The organism is Streptomyces zaomyceticus (genome assembly GCF_014656215.1).
GTDB classification, from domain to species: Bacteria; Actinomycetota; Actinomycetes; order Streptomycetales; family Streptomycetaceae; genus Streptomyces; species Streptomyces zaomyceticus.
Genome location: NZ_BNBZ01000024.1, coordinates 1 through 18169 on the forward strand (window position 1 = coordinate 1; position 18169 = coordinate 18169).

Annotated in this window: 23 protein-coding genes; 11 read left to right on the forward strand and 12 right to left on the reverse strand. The window is 68.7% G+C overall.

Annotated features, from left to right (window positions below; genetic code table 11):
• Nucleotides 1-85: 85 nt before the first annotated feature.
• Entirely contained in the window at nucleotides 86-517 is a 432-nt protein-coding gene (locus IE311_RS26480) for a VOC family protein (RefSeq protein WP_189834335.1), read from the reverse strand.
• A 211-nt stretch (nucleotides 518-728) separates the two neighbouring features.
• Here IE311_RS26480 and IE311_RS26485 point away from each other — a divergent pair, with 211 nt between their 5' ends.
• Together IE311_RS26485 and IE311_RS26490 are read left to right on the forward strand one after the other, a co-directional pair.
• Nucleotides 729-1256 carry a ferredoxin gene (locus tag IE311_RS26485; protein ID WP_189834336.1) on the forward strand — a complete coding sequence of 176 codons (528 nt, stop codon included), beginning with the start codon at nucleotides 729-731 and terminating at the stop codon, nucleotides 1254-1256.
• 266 nt (nucleotides 1257-1522) lie between these two features.
• Nucleotides 1523-2191, forward strand: a complete 669-nt coding sequence (locus IE311_RS26490) for a hypothetical protein (RefSeq protein ID WP_189834337.1) — start codon at nucleotides 1523-1525, stop codon at nucleotides 2189-2191.
• Nucleotides 2192-2625: 434 nt separating this feature from the next.
• On the opposite strand, the gene IE311_RS26495 is transcribed toward IE311_RS26490, so the two are convergent.
• On the reverse strand, nucleotides 2626-3249 hold the full coding sequence (locus IE311_RS26495; RefSeq protein ID WP_189834338.1) for a hypothetical protein: 624 nt from the start codon (nucleotides 3247-3249) through the stop codon (nucleotides 2626-2628).
• A gap of 129 nt (nucleotides 3250-3378) precedes the next feature.
• Between IE311_RS26495 and IE311_RS26500 the strand changes: the two genes are divergently transcribed.
• The gene (locus tag IE311_RS26500; protein ID WP_373313980.1) at nucleotides 3379-4545 is read left to right on the forward strand and encodes a hypothetical protein; all 1167 of its coding nucleotides are present in this window, start codon (nucleotides 3379-3381) and stop codon (nucleotides 4543-4545) included.
• A 190-nt stretch (nucleotides 4546-4735) separates the two neighbouring features.
• On the opposite strand, the gene IE311_RS26505 is transcribed toward IE311_RS26500, so the two are convergent.
• The 3 genes from IE311_RS26505 to IE311_RS26515 all read right to left on the reverse strand — a co-directional run bounded on the left by IE311_RS26505 (nucleotide 4736) and on the right by IE311_RS26515 (nucleotide 6458).
• On the reverse strand, nucleotides 4736-4957 hold the full coding sequence (locus IE311_RS26505; RefSeq protein WP_229902176.1) for a hypothetical protein: 222 nt from the start codon (nucleotides 4955-4957) through the stop codon (nucleotides 4736-4738).
• Between the two features lie 31 nt (nucleotides 4958-4988).
• Nucleotides 4989-5195 carry a hypothetical protein gene (locus tag IE311_RS26510; RefSeq protein ID WP_189834340.1) on the reverse strand — a complete coding sequence of 69 codons (207 nt, stop codon included), beginning with the start codon at nucleotides 5193-5195 and terminating at the stop codon, nucleotides 4989-4991.
• Between the two features lie 315 nt (nucleotides 5196-5510).
• Nucleotides 5511-6458, reverse strand: a complete 948-nt coding sequence (locus tag IE311_RS26515; RefSeq protein WP_189834341.1) for an AraC family transcriptional regulator — start codon at nucleotides 6456-6458, stop codon at nucleotides 5511-5513.
• A gap of 427 nt (nucleotides 6459-6885) precedes the next feature.
• On the opposite strand from IE311_RS26515, the gene IE311_RS26520 reads away from it, so the two are divergent.
• Entirely contained in the window at nucleotides 6886-8001 is a 1116-nt protein-coding gene (locus IE311_RS26520; protein WP_189834342.1) for a serine hydrolase domain-containing protein, read from the forward strand.
• Between the two features lie 113 nt (nucleotides 8002-8114).
• Here the strand turns inward: IE311_RS26520 and IE311_RS26525 are convergent, their stop codons facing one another.
• Together IE311_RS26525 and IE311_RS26530 are read right to left on the reverse strand one after the other, a co-directional pair.
• Entirely contained in the window at nucleotides 8115-9353 is a 1239-nt protein-coding gene (locus IE311_RS26525; RefSeq protein WP_189834343.1) for a hypothetical protein, read from the reverse strand.
• A 212-nt stretch (nucleotides 9354-9565) separates the two neighbouring features.
• A complete protein-coding gene (locus IE311_RS26530) occupies nucleotides 9566-10072 on the reverse strand; it encodes a DoxX family protein (RefSeq protein WP_189834344.1) in 507 nt (168 codons plus the stop codon).
• A gap of 370 nt (nucleotides 10073-10442) precedes the next feature.
• Here IE311_RS26530 and IE311_RS26535 point away from each other — a divergent pair, with 370 nt between their 5' ends.
• Nucleotides 10443-11138 carry a MerR family transcriptional regulator gene (locus tag IE311_RS26535; RefSeq protein ID WP_189834345.1) on the forward strand — a complete coding sequence of 232 codons (696 nt, stop codon included), beginning with the start codon at nucleotides 10443-10445 and terminating at the stop codon, nucleotides 11136-11138.
• Between the two features lie 239 nt (nucleotides 11139-11377).
• Nucleotides 11378-11884: a DinB family protein gene (locus tag IE311_RS26540; protein WP_189834346.1), complete on the forward strand. Its 507-nt coding sequence runs from the start codon at nucleotides 11378-11380 to the stop codon at nucleotides 11882-11884.
• Between the two features lie 134 nt (nucleotides 11885-12018).
• Here the strand turns inward: IE311_RS26540 and IE311_RS26545 are convergent, their stop codons facing one another.
• Nucleotides 12019-12426 carry an SSI family serine proteinase inhibitor gene (locus IE311_RS26545; protein WP_189834347.1) on the reverse strand — a complete coding sequence of 136 codons (408 nt, stop codon included), beginning with the start codon at nucleotides 12424-12426 and terminating at the stop codon, nucleotides 12019-12021.
• Nucleotides 12427-12626: 200 nt separating this feature from the next.
• On the opposite strand from IE311_RS26545, the gene IE311_RS26550 reads away from it, so the two are divergent.
• The 3 genes from IE311_RS26550 (at nucleotide 12627) to IE311_RS26560 (ending at nucleotide 13966) form a co-directional block, all read left to right on the forward strand.
• The gene (locus IE311_RS26550) at nucleotides 12627-13133 is read left to right on the forward strand and encodes a DUF6584 family protein (RefSeq protein ID WP_189834348.1); all 507 of its coding nucleotides are present in this window, start codon (nucleotides 12627-12629) and stop codon (nucleotides 13131-13133) included.
• Between the two features lie 56 nt (nucleotides 13134-13189).
• Nucleotides 13190-13366: a hypothetical protein gene (locus IE311_RS26555; RefSeq protein ID WP_189834349.1), complete on the forward strand. Its 177-nt coding sequence runs from the start codon at nucleotides 13190-13192 to the stop codon at nucleotides 13364-13366.
• Nucleotides 13367-13594: 228 nt separating this feature from the next.
• Nucleotides 13595-13966 carry a hypothetical protein gene (locus IE311_RS26560; protein ID WP_229902177.1) on the forward strand — a complete coding sequence of 124 codons (372 nt, stop codon included), beginning with the start codon at nucleotides 13595-13597 and terminating at the stop codon, nucleotides 13964-13966.
• 109 nt (nucleotides 13967-14075) lie between these two features.
• Here IE311_RS26560 and IE311_RS26565 read toward each other — a convergent pair whose 3' ends face one another.
• The 4 genes from IE311_RS26565 to IE311_RS26580 form a co-directional block, all read right to left on the reverse strand.
• Nucleotides 14076-14510 carry a hypothetical protein gene (locus IE311_RS26565; protein ID WP_229902178.1) on the reverse strand — a complete coding sequence of 145 codons (435 nt, stop codon included), beginning with the start codon at nucleotides 14508-14510 and terminating at the stop codon, nucleotides 14076-14078.
• Between the two features lie 79 nt (nucleotides 14511-14589).
• The gene (locus IE311_RS26570) at nucleotides 14590-15336 is read right to left on the reverse strand and encodes a phosphotransferase family protein (protein ID WP_189834350.1); all 747 of its coding nucleotides are present in this window, start codon (nucleotides 15334-15336) and stop codon (nucleotides 14590-14592) included.
• Nucleotides 15337-15378: 42 nt separating this feature from the next.
• Complete coding sequence (locus tag IE311_RS26575) at nucleotides 15379-15648, reverse strand: hypothetical protein (protein WP_189834351.1); 270 nt, start codon at nucleotides 15646-15648, stop codon at nucleotides 15379-15381.
• Nucleotides 15649-15859: 211 nt separating this feature from the next.
• Nucleotides 15860-16138, reverse strand: a complete 279-nt coding sequence (locus IE311_RS26580; RefSeq protein WP_189834352.1) for a hypothetical protein — start codon at nucleotides 16136-16138, stop codon at nucleotides 15860-15862.
• 361 nt (nucleotides 16139-16499) lie between these two features.
• Between IE311_RS26580 and IE311_RS26585 the strand changes: the two genes are divergently transcribed.
• Both IE311_RS26585 and IE311_RS26590 read left to right on the forward strand, forming a co-directional pair.
• On the forward strand, nucleotides 16500-17330 hold the full coding sequence (locus tag IE311_RS26585; RefSeq protein ID WP_189834353.1) for a glycoside hydrolase domain-containing protein: 831 nt from the start codon (nucleotides 16500-16502) through the stop codon (nucleotides 17328-17330).
• A 113-nt stretch (nucleotides 17331-17443) separates the two neighbouring features.
• Nucleotides 17444-17815 (forward strand): S24 family peptidase, encoded by a 372-nt coding sequence (locus IE311_RS26590; RefSeq protein WP_189834354.1) that lies wholly within the window; start codon nucleotides 17444-17446, stop codon nucleotides 17813-17815.
• The last annotated feature ends 354 nt before the right edge of the window (nucleotides 17816-18169 follow it).

The following is an 18169-nucleotide window of genomic DNA, read 5'->3' on the forward strand; positions in this document are numbered from 1 at the left end:
GGGAGCATCGGGGCAGCCGCTATCGGCTGCCCCGATGCTCCCCAAGGCCGGAGACGGGTTCCCACCTCGCAGCCTCGGAGAAGAGTCAGCCGAGGCAGAACTCGTTGCCCTCGATGTCCTGCATCGTGATGCACGACTCGTTGTCGGCATCGGCGCGCTGCGTCAGCACGTGTTTCGCGCCGAGCGCCATCAGCCGTGCGCATTCGGCCTCGAGTGTGGCCAGGCGCTCCTCACCCACAAGCCCTGTGCCGACCCGCACATCGAGATGCACCCGGTTCTTGACGACCTTGCCTTCGGGAACTCGCTGGAAGAGTACGCGCGGGCCCACACCCGAGGGATCGGCGCACGCGAAGTAGACCTCGTCCTCGGGCGGCAGCGAGTGGTGGTACTCCTCCCACGTGGCAAAGCCCTCCGGGACCGTCGGGACGACGTACCCCAGCACCTCGCACCAGAAGGAGGCGAGGCGCGCGGGCTCCGCGCAGTCGAAGGTCACTTGGAACTGCTTGATCGTTGACATCGGCGCACGATAACAGGGGCCCTGTTCATCTCCCCAGGTCGGGAGGTCCGCACGTGGTCGGGAGGAGGCGCCTGCTACCCGCTGCTGCGTCGTGCGGTCACAGAGGTGAACCGAGGTCAGTGCCTCCCCCGAGGGAACCTGGGATGCGATCCCGGCCAGCCACTCTCGTGCTGCCGAAGATCAGTTACGGGACAACCCTTAACCTTCTGCCGTGGATCTCTACTTCGACCCGGTGCCGCTGCTCGACGATGCGCGCAGAGCGTTCCTGGGGCGGTGGTCGGAGCGGAAGTGGCTCAACGTGCCCGGACCGTTCTACGGGGCCGACACGGACAACTGCGGCACGGGCCGCATCCACGCCCCCGGGCTCGTGCTCTACGAGGCCGACCACTTCACCGAGTACGTGTACCGGCAGCCCGGGACACCGCAGGAGCTTCGGCAGCTGGTCGACGCCGCAGAAGCCGAGGCCTTCTGCGGCTACGGCTGTGATGGCGACACCCACTGGACGCCGGAAGCGGTCCGGGAATGGTGGCGCGACCGAGGACGGATCAGGGAGTACCTGGCAGACCGGCGAGCGGACTGGGAGGCCGACGACGCGAAGGCGGGGCAGGGTGTGGCCGCGGCTGCCCTGGAGTACGCCGCCTACCTCGACAGCGATCTGGCCGCGCACCTCCGCGTCTATCTCTTCTGGCTTGAGGAGCGACGCTCCCCCACCGCTGAAGACCGCCTGCCGCGGCTCTGACGGCTCCCGGGCGTGCGAGTCGCGGAACCGGGCCGTTCCGAGCGGTCCGGACTCAGGTCCCGGCTCAACTTCTGCGTACTCGTGACGAAGCGTCATACAACTGCCAAGTGAAGCCCCTTCGACTGCACGCCTGAGCCGCCGGCACCGCTGGCTGTTCTTCTCCGATTGCTCCACCGATAGCGCGTCCCGTACGCCATAGTGGGAGCAACGGGGCCGGATGGGCGGATCTTTACATGGTGACGCAGGCGTACCTTCAGCAAGCGGACGTGACCAACCCGACGGTCGCGTCGTTGCGGGCCCGGATCGGGACCGCGATCGACAACAATCCCGCGCCGGGCACGGGAACCGTCCTCGAGCGCGTCACCTTCTGGTTACAGCTGCCGACCAACACGATGTTCGACGGCATGCGGGACAAGCTCTGTGAGGCCCGCGGCGCGCGCGTAGGGACCGTCCTCTCGCCCGGAGCAGGGGGGCTGTTCGACCCCGCGGACCTGTCGGCGGCCGGGGACATCACGGCCAAGTGGACCGCGATCAGCCAGCGCCTGCACGCCGACCGCGCCGTGACCGTCAAGGGCCCGACCGACCACGTCGGCGGGCCCAAGAGCCTGTTCATCCGACCCGACGGAGCCGGGTTCCACGTGATCGTGCTCCTCGCCACCGGCAACGACGGCGGCCCCGGTGGACGCCCCTTCTTCCTGGCCTTCGACCCCGACGTCAGTGCCGCGGCAGAGGCCCGACTGACGTGGACGACCAAGAAGACCGTAGGCGACACCGCCACGAAGGTTTCCGCGCTCACTCACGCGGACGCCGTCGCGCACATCAAGCTCATGCTCCTCGCCAACGACCCGAACAGCTTCGGCCCACTGATCCGCAAGTACTACTTCGACACGGCCCTTGCCTTCCCCGCGATCTCCCGCGCCGGGACCGGTCAGTAGCCATTACGGCGAGATCGCGCTACCCGTAGCCCTGAATCGCCTGGAGCTTCGCACCGTCGCCGGCACGAGCGCCGAGTACCGCCCTGCGAGGGCTGGGCAGCCCTGCGGGCGCGCAACGCTCAGTCACTGCTGACCGGGACGGCGCCCCGCTCCACGATCATGCCCATGTCGACCTCCATTTCCTCCCTCCCGGTGCTCCGGGGCAGGAGCGGGGCCGTCCTGTCCGTCGAGGACATCGGACTGGTCCTCGACCTCCCGCGCGAGCAGGTCACCTTCACCCCCGACGGGCTGGGCCGGATACGCGCCGAGGGCCGCACGGTCCTGGCGGACGAGGTTCCACCGCCGAATCCTGCGGGGCACGCTGTGGCACCTGCTGGTGCTCGTCGTCCTCCGCATGGTGGCCAGCTCGCTGGGCAGGTGGGATCTGATGCTCCTCACGAGTGACCACCACTCAGCGGCGAACCCCAGTCGGCATCGTGGCCTGATCGCCCCATCAGGTGGGTGAGGAGGCTCTCCGCCGTGTGCGTGACCGTGCCTTGGGGGGATCCCGTCGCCGCCAGCGCCGCACCGAGTCTTGCTGGTGCCGCCTCTGGCAGGTCCAGGTCGTTCAGGAGGGGCAGGACAAGGAGGAGTCGGACGGCAGGATCTGTGGCGCCTTCGGCCTCCGGTACGGGTGTGTCCGCGAGCCGAACCAGTTCGTGCCACGTCAGGCCGTTCTCCGCCAGGTCCCCTTCCCAGTCGGTGAGCTGTTCTGTGGAACTCCGGCCGGAAGGGGTCAGGAGGTAGTCGATGCCGTAGTCGCCGGGCTGGTTGCGGTACACCACGACGACCCCGGGCCCCTCGGCTGTGGGTACCCGGAACACCGGCCAGTGTCCCGGGTCGAAGAGGACCTCGGACATGGCGTCGGCATCAGCTCCGTCATCTCCGAACCACTCCGGGACCGGAGGCCCGGCCCCGTCGTCGCATATCGCCATGAGGTGGTTCGACCAGAAACCCGGGCGAGTCGTCAGTGGCTCTCCCGCAACCAGCGGGCCGTCGTCATATCCCTTGATCAGCACCCCTCAAGCCTGTCACCCGGCACTGACACGGAGGGGAGGAGAGGTCCCGGCGCCGACCGGTGACAGGCGCTTCCCGCTGTTCGAAGGAATGCCGGAGAAATCCGTACAGCAGTACAACCATCCGAAGTGATCGCGAGTCTCCTTGATCGGTCACACAGTGATCGCACCTACGAGGAGAAGATCATCACCGCCATACGCAAGACCCTCACCGCCACTGCAGTCGTCGGCGCCGTCCTGGTGGGTTCGGCCGCCTGCGGCACCGTTGAGCAGCTCTCCGCCGGGAAGAAGCTGGACCAGGCCTTCGAGAAGCTGGGCAAGGAGAAGTCGATCTCCTTCGAGCTGGACCTGGACGTCGATGCCAAGACCCTCAAGCTGCTGGACGCCGAGGCGGACCCGGAGCCGGGCGAGGCGATCCCCGACGACGCCGCGGAGCTGATCAGCGGCGCGAAGATCAGCTTCACGGTGGAGTCCAAGAAGCCGATCGACGAGTCCGACGAGAAGGACTTCGTCGGGGTGGCCATGAAGGTCAGCACCCCTGACGGCGACCTCGTCGAGTACCGGGTCGTCGGCGACTACACCTATGTCCGCTCGGACATCGCGACCCTCGCCAAGGCGATGGACGCTCCCCTGCCGCCCGCCGACGAGCTGCCCGAGGAGGCCAAGGGCCTCAAGAAGGCGCTGGAGGGCGAGTGGGTCAAGTTCAACACCAAGGAGCTGGAGAAGACCGGCCGGGAGATGGCCCAGGAGCCGGGCGCCAAGCCGGACGCCAAGCCGGCGCCGGAGCCTTCGCTGGACGCCAAGACCCAGAAGAAGCTCACGGACGCCCTCCGCAAGGTCATCGCCCGTGAGGTCGATTTCAAGACCGCCGGGGGCGAGGACGGCACGGAGCACATCACCGCCACGGCGCCCTTCCGCAGTCTGCTCTCGGAACTGATCGGCGAGATCCGTCCGCTCACGAAGGATCTGCCGCCCGGCGTGGAGCTGCCGACGGACAAGGACCTCAAGGAGGTCCCGAACGTCACGACCACGGCCGACTTCACCCTCAAGAACGGTGAGCTGACCGAGGTGTACGTCGACCTCGCCAAGCTCACCGAGAACGCTAAGGTCACGAAGTTCGGTCTCTCGCTGAAGATGAGCGGGGGCATCAAGCCGGTGGCCCCGGCCGGAGCCACCGAGCTGGACCTGGAGGAGCTCATGGGCGGCTTCTTCGGCGCCATGATGCCGGACGAGGGCCTCGGCGAGGGCGACTTCTCCACCGAGGGCCTCGAAGAAGGTTCCGCCGAAGGCACCGCGTAAGCACGCGTCGGCACGGAGCGGCGCTCCCGTTGGGCGCGCCGCCCCGATGCCGTACGCCGCTCGGCCGCCCGGGTGTTCGGGCTGCCGCGTCCTTCGGTCTGTCGCGCGCCCGGGGCTGCTGGGTGAATGGCGGGGACCGGGCCTCGCACGTGAACGCGGACCGGTCGTCGCAAACGTGAGCGTGTCGGCGTCAGTCGGCTTCCACGTACGTGACGATCAGGATGCTCCCGAGAGCGGTCGCGTAGAAGATCACTCGGACCCCGTCGTGTTCGTAGTCACGCAGCGCGGAAGCCGTGGCGTGGGCCTTCACGTCGGCCGGGTCGACGGCGATCGCGTTCAACGCCGAGTCCAGGCGCACGGTCTGGTCAGCGGTCAGGACACGGACCTGGGTCTCAGCCGGCTCGATGAACACGATCCGGGGCCGCCGACCATGACGGGGGTGCCTAGGCAACGTGCGGGGCCTCGTCGCTCTTCTCGGGCAGGCCCTTGTCGGCCCGGATGTCGTCCCAGTCCCGGCACGTGTCGAGGTCGATTCCCTCTGCGGCCAGGGACTCCAGGACGTATGCGAGAGCCGGGTTCCCCAGGAACTCCGCGCGAGCGGCTTCACGCAGCTCGCGCTGCTCGGCACCGTCGAAGGTGAGATGGGCCATCGGATCCTCCGGTGGTCGGCTACAACCCGAGGCTAGCGCAGGAGCCGTATCCGTACAGCCACGTCAGGAAGTCCTGGAGGCCAGGCCGACGTCCGTGCCACCCGACCGAGCTGCGGCCTCGGGCGTGTCGAGGTACTGGACCCTTTCCTCGTCCCGCACCGATGGCGAAGTCGCCTCGGCACGAGCCTGGGCGGCGGCCTCGGATGCGCGCATGCATACGCCTTCTCCTGCTCGACGAGTGCCCCGGTCGACAGCGGCCGGACCCGGGCCCCTCCTGCGTTTGCCGGTGGGGACGTTCCTGGTACCGGTGGTGTTTCACGCTTCGACGCTCCCACGGCGCCGTTCGACCGGGACCCACAGCTGAGAGTCCGTCTCCGCGCCGCTTTCCACCGGCTGCGTCAACAGGAGCTCCGGACCCGGACGGCTCACATACGGGTTCGAGGGGAACCAGTGCGTGAACACGTCCCGCCACAGCTCCTGGAGGGCGCCCGGATACGGCCCGTGATTGTCGAAGACCGCCCAGGTCCCGGCCGGTACGTCGAGGGACTCGAGCACGGCCGAGGACTCGGGCACCGGCTCGAGCTCGAGCGCGAGCTCGAGCGCGTCGCGGGCGTCGCGCTCCTCGGCGGCCGCTTCGAAACCCGTGGCCGCGCCGATCCAGTAGTCGACCTCGGCGCCGTCCTCCCGGCTGTCGGTCAGGTGCACCACCGCCGACAGAATCCCCTCCGGCTCCCGGTCGGACAGCTCCTTCATCCGTACGATCGCCCGCGTGTCCAGGCTCTCCAGGTGTGCCTCGGCAGCCGCGTTGATCCCGTCGTGCACGAGGGGGACCCGGGCCTTCCTGCCGACGACCCGGAAAGGCTCCTTCTCCACGATTCGGTACCGCATGGCCGTACTCCCTTCGACGACGACGCGGAACGACATGCGCGGCTGCGCCGTGAGCACCGCCCCCGTACGCCGGGCCTCGCCCGGACCGATGCCGTGCACCGACCGGAACGCACGGGCGAACGCTTCGCCCGAGCCGTACCCGTACCGCACCGCGACATCGAGCAGCGTCAGCTCCCCGGCCAGCACCTCGGCCCCTGCGAGCGTCATCCGACGACGCCGTACATAGACAGGGAGCGGCATGCCGGCGAGCGCGGAGAACAGTCGCCGGAAGTGGTACTCCGACACCGCGGCGATCCGGGCCACGTCGGCCATGTCGACCTCTTGGTCGAGGCGGGCCTCCAAGTAGTCCAGTGCCTGATTCATCCGCTCCAGCACGCGTATCCGTCCTTCCGTCCTGTGCTTCTGCCGCGGGTACGCAGGTACGCGCGTCCGCCCTGCCGACCGGCCTCAGGCGCAGCGGCTCCCGCAGCGGCAGCGGCCAGAGCCCTCTCACCCAAGCCCATGCGGAGCCCAAGCCCACATCGCAGTCGCTCACCGCGCACGGGCGCCCTCGCGGCCATCGACGCTACGCTCTCGGGCATCGGCCGGGCCGTCGTGACACACATGCTCGACTCGTGCGCCCGAGGGGTCGCTCCCCAGGATTGTTCCCCAGGCAGAGACAGGTCCGATCGACCGACGGTCCGTCCCCGCGGCCGCCAGGCCGTCTTCCTCGATCAGAGAAGACTTGGCCGCACCCCACCCGATAGAACCGGTGCTGGAATTGTTGGGCGGAAAGCCCCGACATCACCCGAGGATTACTCCCATGAGTGATATTGAGGGTTTTTGTGATCCGCGGTTCGCCGCAGTCCGTGAGGCACTCGCGGCTTCGCTCGGCAAGGACGATGTAGGCGCTTCGGCCGCCGTCTACCTGGACGGCGAGCCGGTGGTCGACATCTGGGGCGGGTACGCCGATGCGGACCGTTCCGTCAGGTGGGAGCGCGACACCCTCACCGGCGTGAACTCGACGACCAAGAACATGACCGCCCTGTGTGCACTGGTCCTGGCCGATCGCGGCCGACTCGACCTGTCCGCGCCGGTCGCCGCCTACTGGCCGGAGTTCGCGGCGGCAGGCAAGGAAGGCGTGCTGGTGCGGCACGTGCTGTCGCATACCGCGGGGCTGCCCGATGTGTCGGGGCCGGCGGCGGTCGAGGACCTGTACGACTGGGAGAGGGTGACGACGGAGCTGGCCGCGCAGGCGCCCGAGTGGGAACCGGGAACGGCCGCCGGATATCACGCGCTCACCTTCGGGTTCCTTGTCGGCGAGATCGTCCGCCGCGTCACCGGCCTCGGCCTCGGCGAGTTCTTCGCCTCGGAGGTGGCCGAGCCGCTCGGCGCGGACTTCCACATCGGTCTCTCCGCCGAGCACGACCACCGTGTCGCGCCGCTGATCCCGCCACCGTCACTGAGTGACGAGTACGCCGCAGCCGCGCCGCTCGGACCGGATGGTTCGCGCCGGGAGAACACCGGTGCCACGATCCGGGTCAAGGACACCAACTCCGTGGCTTGGCGCCGTGCGGAGCTCCCCGCGGTGAACGGTTTCGGGAACGCCCGGTCCGTCGCCCTCGTCCAGTCCGTGCTGTCGAACCGGGGCGAGGTCGGCGGCGTACGGCTGCTGTCGCCCCAGGGTTGCTCGCCGGCGTGGCAGGAGGTGTACCGCGGCGACGATCGCGTCCTGCGGACGCCGATGTCCTGGACGGTGGGCTTCGCCGGGTTCGGGAACACCTTCGGCTGGGGCGGCTGGGGCGGTTCGCTGGTTGCGAGCGATCCCGACGCGCGTATGACCGTGGCCTATGTCATGAACCAGATGCTCGATCGGGAGAGGCAGGAGGACAACCGCGGTATGGAGATCGTGATGGCCGCGTACGGCGGATTGCACTGACGGACGGACGGCGTCGGCGGGCAGCCCGGGCCTGCACGGACCGCCCACGCCCGTACCTGCGGGACGGTCTGTCCGACCGTCGTTCCGAACGCGTGCCCACCGCGGGGTGGTCCTCAGGGGGCACGGAAGTCCTTGGCCGCCGGGTACGTCACGTGGGTGCACCCGCGCCGCTTCGTGATGTCGTCGACGTACGCGCGGAACACGGCCGACAGCGTCCGGGCGCCGAGCACGTTGTCATAGGTGTAGCCGGCGCTGAGGGTGTGCAGGGCCGGTTTGCCGTCGCAGACGGACGAGGCCCACCACGCGCCGCTCGCGTGTCCGGCCGTTCCCGCTGTGATGGTCTTGTCGTCAGTGCCGAGCCCGTCGTATCCCACGGTGTGCGCCTCGGGCCCGAAGAAGGAGGCGGTGCGCAGCCACCACGGTGAGTGGGTGAGCGCACTGCTCGCGGAGTCGTGTTCGTCCTCGGGCAGGCCGTCGGCGATACGACCCACCTGGTCGGGGCTGACCGCCAGAAGGCAGCTTTCGACGGGGGACGCGTCGGGGTCGGGTGTCGCAAGGGCGCGGTCGGGCAGTCGGCCCTGCCCTTGTGCCTGGACGTGTCGGGCGAACCAGCGGCATGAACCGTCCGTCGACCGCGCGGGGCGCAGCTCGGACGGTACGGACGGCAACTGCTGGTCGGGCAGGGCGGGCAGGTGGCTCCGGCAGCCGATCCGGTCGGTGAGCTCCTCGGCGGCCGAGCGGGCGATGTGGGCCAGGCGCTCACGGTCCGCTGCGGAGATGTCGTCGTAGTCGGCACGAGCCGTGACGTTCAGAAGCTTCGGGGCCGTGGCGCGGCTGCCGGGTCCGCACTCGGCGCGGACGGTGGTGTACCAGTCCCCGTACCGGCCCAGGGTGCCGTCGCCGATGGGTCGTGCTTCGGGGCGCCGGTCGGCAATCGCGGTGACATCGGATTTCCGAGTGTCGTGACTGTCGTGACTGTCGCGAAACGGTTCGAGGGTGCTGTCGTCGCCTATGCGGTGCAGGGGCGTGGACGTGTCGCTGACTCTCACCGTCAACGTGAACAGGCTCGTGGTCCTGCCGGGGCCCGGCACCTTGTAGACGGTGCAGGAACCGGGCAGCTCATCCGCGTCGAGCCTGCTCCTGGGGGAATCGGCGGCCTTCGCGCGGAGCATCCCGCCCTGCAGATCCATCACCGCTGCGCCGGACACGAGCCCATCGCATGCCGCGCTGATGTCGCGCTCGCCGGCGGCACGGTCCCGGAAGTCGTCGAACGTCAACCAGCCCGCGTACAGGCTCAGCCCGATGCCGCCGCACGCCGTCCACTGCCACAGCCTGATCCACCCCGCGCGCATCGCGCACTCCCCTCCGAACCCGTCCCGCGCGATCACCGCCGCCCGCGCACCGAGCGTAGATGTCCGGGCCCGGGAGTGCCACCAGCTGACGAGCCGGGCACAGCGCCGGCCCCGGAGGCCCCCTGCTCGCGCCCTTCCACGACAGAGCCGCAGGCCTTCGCCGGTCTGCAGGGAGATCCGGGGCCCGGATCGTGCGAGGCGCCCCACAGAACTCAGGCAGGTGCTCCGTCGGCGGGGCGGGTGGTCGCGGTACGTACCGGAGCGCAGGCCCACAGTGCGATGCCGATGAAGACCATCTGCTCGGGGATTCTGAACCACAGCGGCGTCGCCGCTTCCCCGTTGAACGGGATCTGCTCGACGGCCGCGTAGATGTTGGCCGGGAGCATCAGGAGGAACAGTGCGGCAAGGCCGAATCCCGCCGACCGCCGGGTGACCTGCCAGATGAGCCCTGCGGCACCGAGGAGTTCCAGGACACCCGTCGCGTAGACCGCGAGACCGGGGAACGGTACGAACGGCGGGACCATCGCGACCAGATCGTGCCGCCCCGGTATCGGGCCGACGGCCGACGGAAGGAAGTGCGCTGTCGCCGTGAAGACGAGCATGACCGCGAGGCCGTGCACGACGGACACTCGCCAGGTCGCGAACCGTCCGACGCCGAACGCGCCGAGCAGCCGAAACAGGACGGTGGGAACGGCGATGAGCATGAGTGTGCCGAACATGGACGGAGAATCCTTTCGGTAGGTCGTGCACATCTGCAGACGGTCGCTCAGAGCCCTGTCGGGTCATGGCACAAGTCCGGCAGGTCACCACGCGAGGAACCTTTGAATCGTGGGCCCGCGCGGTGTCGGGCGTCAGGCAGTTCGGTCGTCGCGGTCGGCGGCCTCGGCCTGCGCCTTCTCGGTGAGGCGGCGCTTGGCCTCGTCCCAGGGGACGCCATGACGAGTACCGGCGCCTGCGGCGACGCGGGGTTCAGGGTGGTCCAGCGCAATGTGGGCACGACGAAGTCCCCCTCCAGGAGGTCGGGTGGATGGACGTGACGACAGAATGGATAATAGCGCTATCCGCTATCCATTGCAGAGAGAGTGGCACATGAAGGTCTCCGAGCTCAGTCGACGCACCGGCGTACAAGTGCCCTTGATCAAGCACTACTTGCGCGAAGGTCTCCTGCCGCCGGGGCGGGCCACCGCGTCCAACCAGGCCGAGTACGGCGAAGACCATGTGCACCGACTTCGGTTCATCCGCACGCTGATCGGGACCCGCGGCCTGTCGACCGGCGCGACGAAGGAGATCCTGGAGGCGATCACCGCCGAACAGGAGGATCTGCACCAGGTCTTCGGGATCGTGCTGGGTGTGCGACCGGCCGCGAACGAGGAGGAGGCTGGCAACCAGCCGTCCACAGAGGCGCCGGAGCACGCGGGTCTGGGCGACGCGCGCCGGCTGATCGCCGAGATGGGGTGGGAGGTGTCCCAGGGCAACCCCGCCGCTCACACCCTGGCGGAGGTCCTGACAGCGCTAGCCGGCCTGGGCTCGGACATCGACTGGCACAGCCTGCTGCCCTACGCCCGACTCGCCGACGGCATGGCCGACGTGGACATGCAGCAGATGAGGGGCGAACGCGGCCTGCTGGCCCAGGCCGAACGGGCCGTACTGGTATCGGTCCTCCTCGAACCCGCCCTGCTGGCCCTGCGCAGGCTCGCCCAGGAGGACAAGTCGGCCCGGCACTTCGGCGGCGATGGGCCCGTCGCGAAGGATGACGGCGCGCACCTTGCCGACTCGGCCGATTGAACTCAACCGGATCGGAGCGGAGCGGGCGAGACGAGGCGGGACTGCAGAAGAGGAGTCGAGACCGGCACCGATGAGGCCTACGTCCTCGACAGCGCTCCGCTTGTTCCGTACGCGAATCGACTCGGCCCGCTCTGAACGTACCTAATGGAGCGTCAGTGGGTGCATCCCAAGGCCTGCAGCACGAGGGCGTTCGTAAATCCCTCGACACCGGTCGGGTCGATCGGGGACGCTTCGGCGCGATGACAAGAATCGACGACACACCGACCGCGTGGGACGAGCGCAGCCAGCTCACCACGTTCCTCGACTACACCCGAGACACCGCCCGCGCCAAGTGCGACGGCGTCTCCGAGGAGAACGCGCGCAGGGCCCTCCTGCCGGGATCTCCGCTGATGACCCTGAGCGGACTGATCAACCACCTCCGCTGGGTCGAGTACTACTGGTTCCAGGTGGTCTTCCTCGGCGAGGAGGACCAAGGCCCCTGGACCGACGAGGACCCCGACCGCGAGATGCGCATCGCCGTCGACTTCCCGCTCGCGCAGCTGCTCGACGAGTACGCCGCACAGAGCGCCCGCTACCGCGAACTGGTCACGGCGAACGACCTGGACAACAAGGCGAAGCGACCCGTCCGCAACGGCCTCCACGTCGACCTGCGCTGGATCCTCCTGCACCTCACCGAGGAAACGGCTCGCCACAACGGGCACCTGGACATCCTGCGCGAGATGCTCGACGGCACGACCGGCGACTAGGACTCCTCCCCCTCGGTCCATCGGTGGCACCGCGGCACACCGGCACGTGCGAGAGCACGCACGTGGGCCGAAGACACCCATGCGAAACGCCTCGCCAAGAAAGTCTTGGCGAGGCGTTTCGCATGCGGTCACCATCAGAACCAGAAGACAGCCCCGGTGTCGCGTACGGCTTCGCAGTTGTTGGAGTAGGTCTTGCTCCAGTCGATGGTGCGGCCCTTGTAGGTGCCACGGGCCGTCAGGGTCACCGGGGCGTACTCGGTGGTGCAGAAGCCCTGGGGCTCGCCGCGCAGAGCGTCGAAGTCACCGTCGGCCGCGTCGAGTGCCTTGCAGGCGTCCTCCTTGTACGGGTGCCCCACCTCGGTCCGCCCCGGGCAGTCGAGCCACACGATGTCGACCTTCTCGGTCTCGCCCTGCGTACGGTCCGCGGTGAGCAGGATGTGCGCGTTCCCGGTCGGGGACGGGGCCGAGGTGGCGGCGACCGCGGCGGGAGAGAGCCCGGCGGTGAGGAGGGCGGCGGCGACCGCAGCGATGATCTTGTTCATACTGAGGTCAACGCCCCCTCCATCCATGCGGTCACCTCGCCCAAAGGGGTGGCGACGGTATTTCAAACGATCGGAACCCGTCGAAGGGTTGCGGCATCAACACCGGACAGATGACGTGGACAAGATGCCGCCGAGACGGCACCGGCGCCGAGCGGAGAATCAGGTAGACGCAGGTCAACGCGATAATCGATCATTCGTTAATGCCTCTGAGTGACACCCTTGCCCGAGTCGATGCGGACCTCGCAGCCGGTCGCGTTCCCGTCGCGCGTCAGCGCCTGCGCGGGCTTGTGTCATCGTTCCCGAACGACCTGATGCTTCGCCGACGACTGGCCGAGGTGTACCGCCTGTACGGGGAGCCTGCCGAGGCGGGCCGCTGGATGTATCTCGAAGAGGACCGGGACACGGCCGAGACCTCCGCTTTCGAGGCGAGGTACGGCACACCTGTGCAGCGCATGCGGGCACTCGCCTGGCAGGGCGGTGAGTCGCTTGCCCAGACAGCCTTCGCCGGAGAGCAACTGGCCTCGGTACGAGCGGCTTGCTCCGATGCGATGGGCCACTCCGTCGACTGGGACGCGGTGCCGTCCGGTGAGAAGGAAGTCGGCGAACGAAGCTCCTTCGCCAGCTTCCTGGCCGGAGTCGGATGCCTGGTGGCGATCCTTGCGTTCCTCGCCATCTGGGTGAACGGAGTCGTCGCCCTTTTCGACTGAGACCGTCCGCCAGGGTCTGCGTCGTGGGGTTTCACGGCGAGTCGAAGCACGCAGAGGTGACGCTCCCTCTCAACGCCTGCACCCGCGAGTACGCCGAGCCTGCCGATGACCACACCGTCCTCGTCCACGTTCGCAGCGTCGACGTCGACGGACGCCAGATGAGGGAGCCGTACGCGCACTGGCTCGCCGGGCAGGTGGGACTCATGGTCACCGGGCCGAGGCAGCGGTGCTGAGGCCTGGTGGCCGCCGAGAAGCTCGCGTGGGCGGCCTCGGCGCCGAGCCCGATGACCAGGTGCGGCTTCCCGATCCCGGGCAGCGTCGCGGGTGGTCCAGCGCTGGACACTGTCCGGCGGATCTTGAGCAGCCGGCGCATCGACGGCAGTGGAGATGCGCGGAGATTGCCTGGCACCGGCATGGTCAGGCACCACCAGGTCCAGTGACAATGTGGGCATCCTCGGGCCGTGCGCAACGTGCCTCTGGCCCGCTGGCGATCGGGGCGGAGCGGCACCATGGCATGGGTAGTGGGAGCGGGCGGGTTCTTGGGACTGCTGGCGATCGTGTTGGGAATCGTGACACTGCGGACGGGGTGGATCGTGCCCACGGCGCGTCGCCACGTCACCAGGCCCAAGCTCCAAGGCCTTGGCGCCCTGCTCACGGGCGCGTCCGCGCTTCTGCAGAGCCTCTTGTACTTTCAGTTCCTGCCGAGCGTTTCCTGGGACGTCCGCTTCTTCGGCGGAAATGCCCTCCTGTTCACCGGGCTCCTCCTCATCGCTCTCAGCCAATTGCTCCCGCTTCGCCGGAACCCGGACCACGCCGATCCCTCAGGCACCTGAAGGGCGCCGTCAGATCATGATCGTTCCACGGACCGCGGGCCGAGGTCTTGGCGGCCCCCCGGCCGCAGACCAGAGCCGCCGCCTCGTCCGTGCGGACACGCAGAACCGGTCAGGGTGAGACTGCTCCGACGTTGAACGCCCAGACCAGGAGCGGAACCGCCTCCGGGTCCGCCCGGCCCGCCTCGCTTTCGGCCAGGAACCCCTCGATGACCGGCCCGAGGCGGTCGGAAAGTGCGTAGGCTCCACCGAACGGCAGATCGTCCGCCGGCACCGATCCTGTCGAGCACCGGAGCTGACCGGCCTGCTCGTCATGCCACACGTAGAAGGTCGCCACCCCGGGCAAACCGAGCTCGCGGACACGAAGCTGGATGGCCGAGGCTGTCCGCTCGAAGGCGGCCCCCACCGCGGAGACGGACAACGACCTCCTGTCCTCGCCCTCTGCGCTCAAGCACCAGGTGTTGGTATCCCACTCCGCCCGACGGTCAGCCGGCTCCAGTACCAGAGGCTCGTCCGCCACCTCAGCGATCCACGTCAACAGCACCACGGCAGTATCCCCGCACGGGCCGTGGCGCCCAGGAACTGACGGCATCCACCACGCGTTCGTAGCACTGGCCCGCACGGCCTCACATCCGGGATTTCAGCACGTCGACCTCACAGCCCGGCGCGAAGGGGTCGAACCCGTGCTCGATCAGCCAGCGAACTGCCAGCAGGCTGCGCAACGACCACCACGCACGGATCACGTCGAGGTCGATGTCGGTCCCATAGCCTACGAGGACGTCGTCGAGGCGGCTTTCGTGTCCGAGCGTGAAGGTGGCGAGGTCGTACAGCGCGTCACCCCGGCCGGCCTCGGACCAGTCGATCACGCCCGTCACCTCGTCGCCTTCGACGAAGACGTGAGAGATCTGCAGGTCGCCGTGCGTGAACGCCGGAGTCCACGGTCGCAGGGCGGCCTGGGCGACCCGGCGGTTACGGGTGACCAGGTCGGCGGGCAGGAGACCCTTCGTCACGAGCAATTCGCACTCGGCGTCGAGTTCCGCCGCCAGCGCGACGCTGCTCCGCCCGGCCCGACCCGGCCAGGGCGGCAGCGGCGCTTCGTGCAACGTGCGGATGGCGGCTCCCGCCGCGGCCCACGCCGCCGGCGACCCGGTCGACGGCCCGCCGAGGCGCCCGAGCGTCGTCCCTGGGAGTGCGGCGATCGCGAGCACGGGTGGCTTGCGCCACAGCACCTCGGGAGTCGGGACCGGCGCGCGGGACATCGCCTCGACCTCGACGTCGATACGCGCCTGATCGGCGTCCACCTTCAGGAACACATCACCGACGCGCAGCGTCGCGCGCTCGGAATGGGCGACGACAACCTCGACCTCATCCATGGGCGACCAGTATCCCGGAGGTGATCGCCCATGTCGCCGGACTTATCGCCTGCGACGACGCGGCCGACCCTGTCCACTGCCCGACAGCCTCGTGGGCGGCACCGAACCCGTGAAGCCGACGACCACGGACGTCGCGACGACCAGGAGGCCGGCCGTCCACCACCAGACCGCGATGTTGAGGAACCAAGCGTCCTCGTCGGGCTCCTCCTGTATGACGGCGACAAGGGCTGATCCGTCGGCGACCTCCGCCGCCCTGTCCCCGCGCTCAGGCAGGCTGTCGTTGACCACGTCGGCGAACGGGATGGTCGGCATGAGCGTGATCGAGAAGGTGCCGTGCCGATTCGGGCAGGCAGGGGTTGCTACGCGTCAGGACGCCGTTCGGGGACGGCTCGACGGTCTCGCTCCAGGCCTGGGGTCGCTCGTGGAGGAGGGCGTGGGTCGCGTCGAGGATCTCCACGTACGCGCCGTGGGGCAGCACACGCAACACCTCCGGGGCCCCGCGACTCGACGCGACCGACTTCCTTCAGGACTCATCGGTGATGAGCCCGAGGCCCTCCGGGAGCTCTTCCAAGAAGCTGCGGCGTGCCGGGTCGGTCTCGGCGGATGCCATCTCGCCGACCAGGGCGATCAGCCCCTGCTGCTGATCACTCGGCAGGGTGCTGACCACGTGGGCGACACCCTCCAGAACCTTGACTGCGTCGTCCTGATCCATCTGATCGTCGTCGGTTCCCTCGATGAACCACAGGACATCGAAGAGAGCGTCGGCCAAGGCATGGGTCAGAGACGGGTACGCGGACGTCATGCTGGGCTCCCGGAAGATCAACAGTGCAGTCCCGCCATCCCACCACACGCCACTGACATCGCTACGGGTGAGCCGACGCAAGGAGAGGACGGGTGGGGCAGAACTGCCAGGACTTCCCGTCGGGCTCGCGGAGGCCGGTACGAAAGCCACTCCCCCGTGGTCCGCCGCCACCGCCACCGCCTCCGCATGAATCCGTAGAACGCCCGCCGCGGTGCGTCGTCGCTCATGCACACGTGGCGCCGGTTGGGGCGGGGCTTCGCGAACGGTGTGCGGTGCTCGGCGTGGTTGATCACGACGGTTTGCCGCCGGATAGGGTGAACGGGCTCCGGGAACACGGGGTCACTGTTCGGATGGGTGGGGAATGCCGAAGCACAGACTGTCCAAGAGAGGCCGCTACGCAGCCATGGCGACCACGGGTGTCGTCGTCGTGGCCGGTGCCGGGATCGCGGCGCAGACCTCGATGGCGGCCACGCCGTGGCCGGCGCAGAAGACCTACACCGGTCGCGCGTTCGACGCCTGTACGGCGCCCTCGCTCAACGCGATGAAGGCGTGGAAGAAGGACGGCTACTACAGCGGAGTGGCGGTCTACGTCGGCGGCAAGAACCGCGGCTGTGCCCAGCCCAACCTCACGAAGTCCTGGGTGAAGTCGGTCGACACGCTCGGCTGGCGAGTCGTCCCGCTCTACGTCGGCGCCCAGCCGCCCTGCCAGAAGAGCAGGAACAAGGAGAGGTTCACCGCGGCCACGGCGGCCTCCGTCGGGGTGAGCAACGCCAACGACGCCGTCGCCAAGGCCTCCGCTCTCGGCATGAAGGCCGGCAGCCCGATCTACCTCAACATGGAGTCCTACGACATCGCCGACAAGGCGTGCAACGAAGCGACCCTGACCTACGTGCGTTCCTTCACCAGGACGCTGCGCGCCAAGACCTACCGGGCCGGTCTCTACGGTTTCAGCAGCTCCAGCGCCAAGGCGATCGCCACCGCCAAGGACCGCAAGGACCTGCCGGGCAACCTCTGGTACGCCCTGTGGAACGGCCAGGAGACCACCACCAAGGACTGGCCGTGGGACCCGAAACTGTACACCGACCACAGTCGCGCCCACCAGTACAAGGCCAACAGCAAGGAGACCCGCGGCGGCTATACGATCACCGTCGACCGCAACGCCTGGGACGCCCCGGTCGCCATCATCGGCTGACGGTTCGCTCCGACGCGGTCGGCGGGTGTCGCATCGGGCAGCATGCGCCTCGCTGGTGGAGCACCGGACGTAAATCGGTGGGGTGTCCCGGAAGAATCTGCCACGATCGGCGGATGGGTGCATTGGATGCGGTGGCGGGCAGGGTAGCCGGTGGGGCGACCGTGACGTTCCGCCCCACCGGCTCTTCGATGGTCCCGCTGATTCGCAGTCGGCAGCAGGTGGTCGTCGCCCCGGTCGACCCGTCGAAGGTGGAGGCCGGGGACATCGTTCTCGCCCGTGTCGCCGGGACGGTCTACTTGCACCTGGTGTCGTCCGTGGACCTCGCCAGGAAGCGGGTGCAGATCAGCAACAACCGTGGCCGTGTCAATGGTTGGACCGGTCACGACCGTGTCTTCGGCATCTGTGTGGCAGTCGACGGAGTCGCCCGGTCAGGAGTGGCGGGCAAGACGCTCGCAGCCGACTCCGACGACGCCTCCCGAGCCTGACGGTTCGGTCGCTCCGGGCTGTCAGGGCGGCAGAGCGCGATCAAGCGGGAGTCCCTGGATCCACACGTCCCAGCATGTCGGCCAGCGGTGTCCCGGTTCGTGCCGCTGCGATTCGACGTGCTCTCACTTGGGCCCGGGTACGTGGCCGAAACGTCGGGTCCTTGCCGCAGCCGCAGGTGTCGCGGCCCTCGTAACGCAGGCCGGCGTCCAGTACGGCTGCCACGACGGTCCACGCCTTGCCGTCCCGGCGCCGTGGTGCCGCGAAGTCACGGCCGGCGCAGATCATGGGCTGGGAGCACCTGGGGCATCGGTGCTCGTCGGGCCCGGGGTGCCGCTTGAACGCGACACGACACG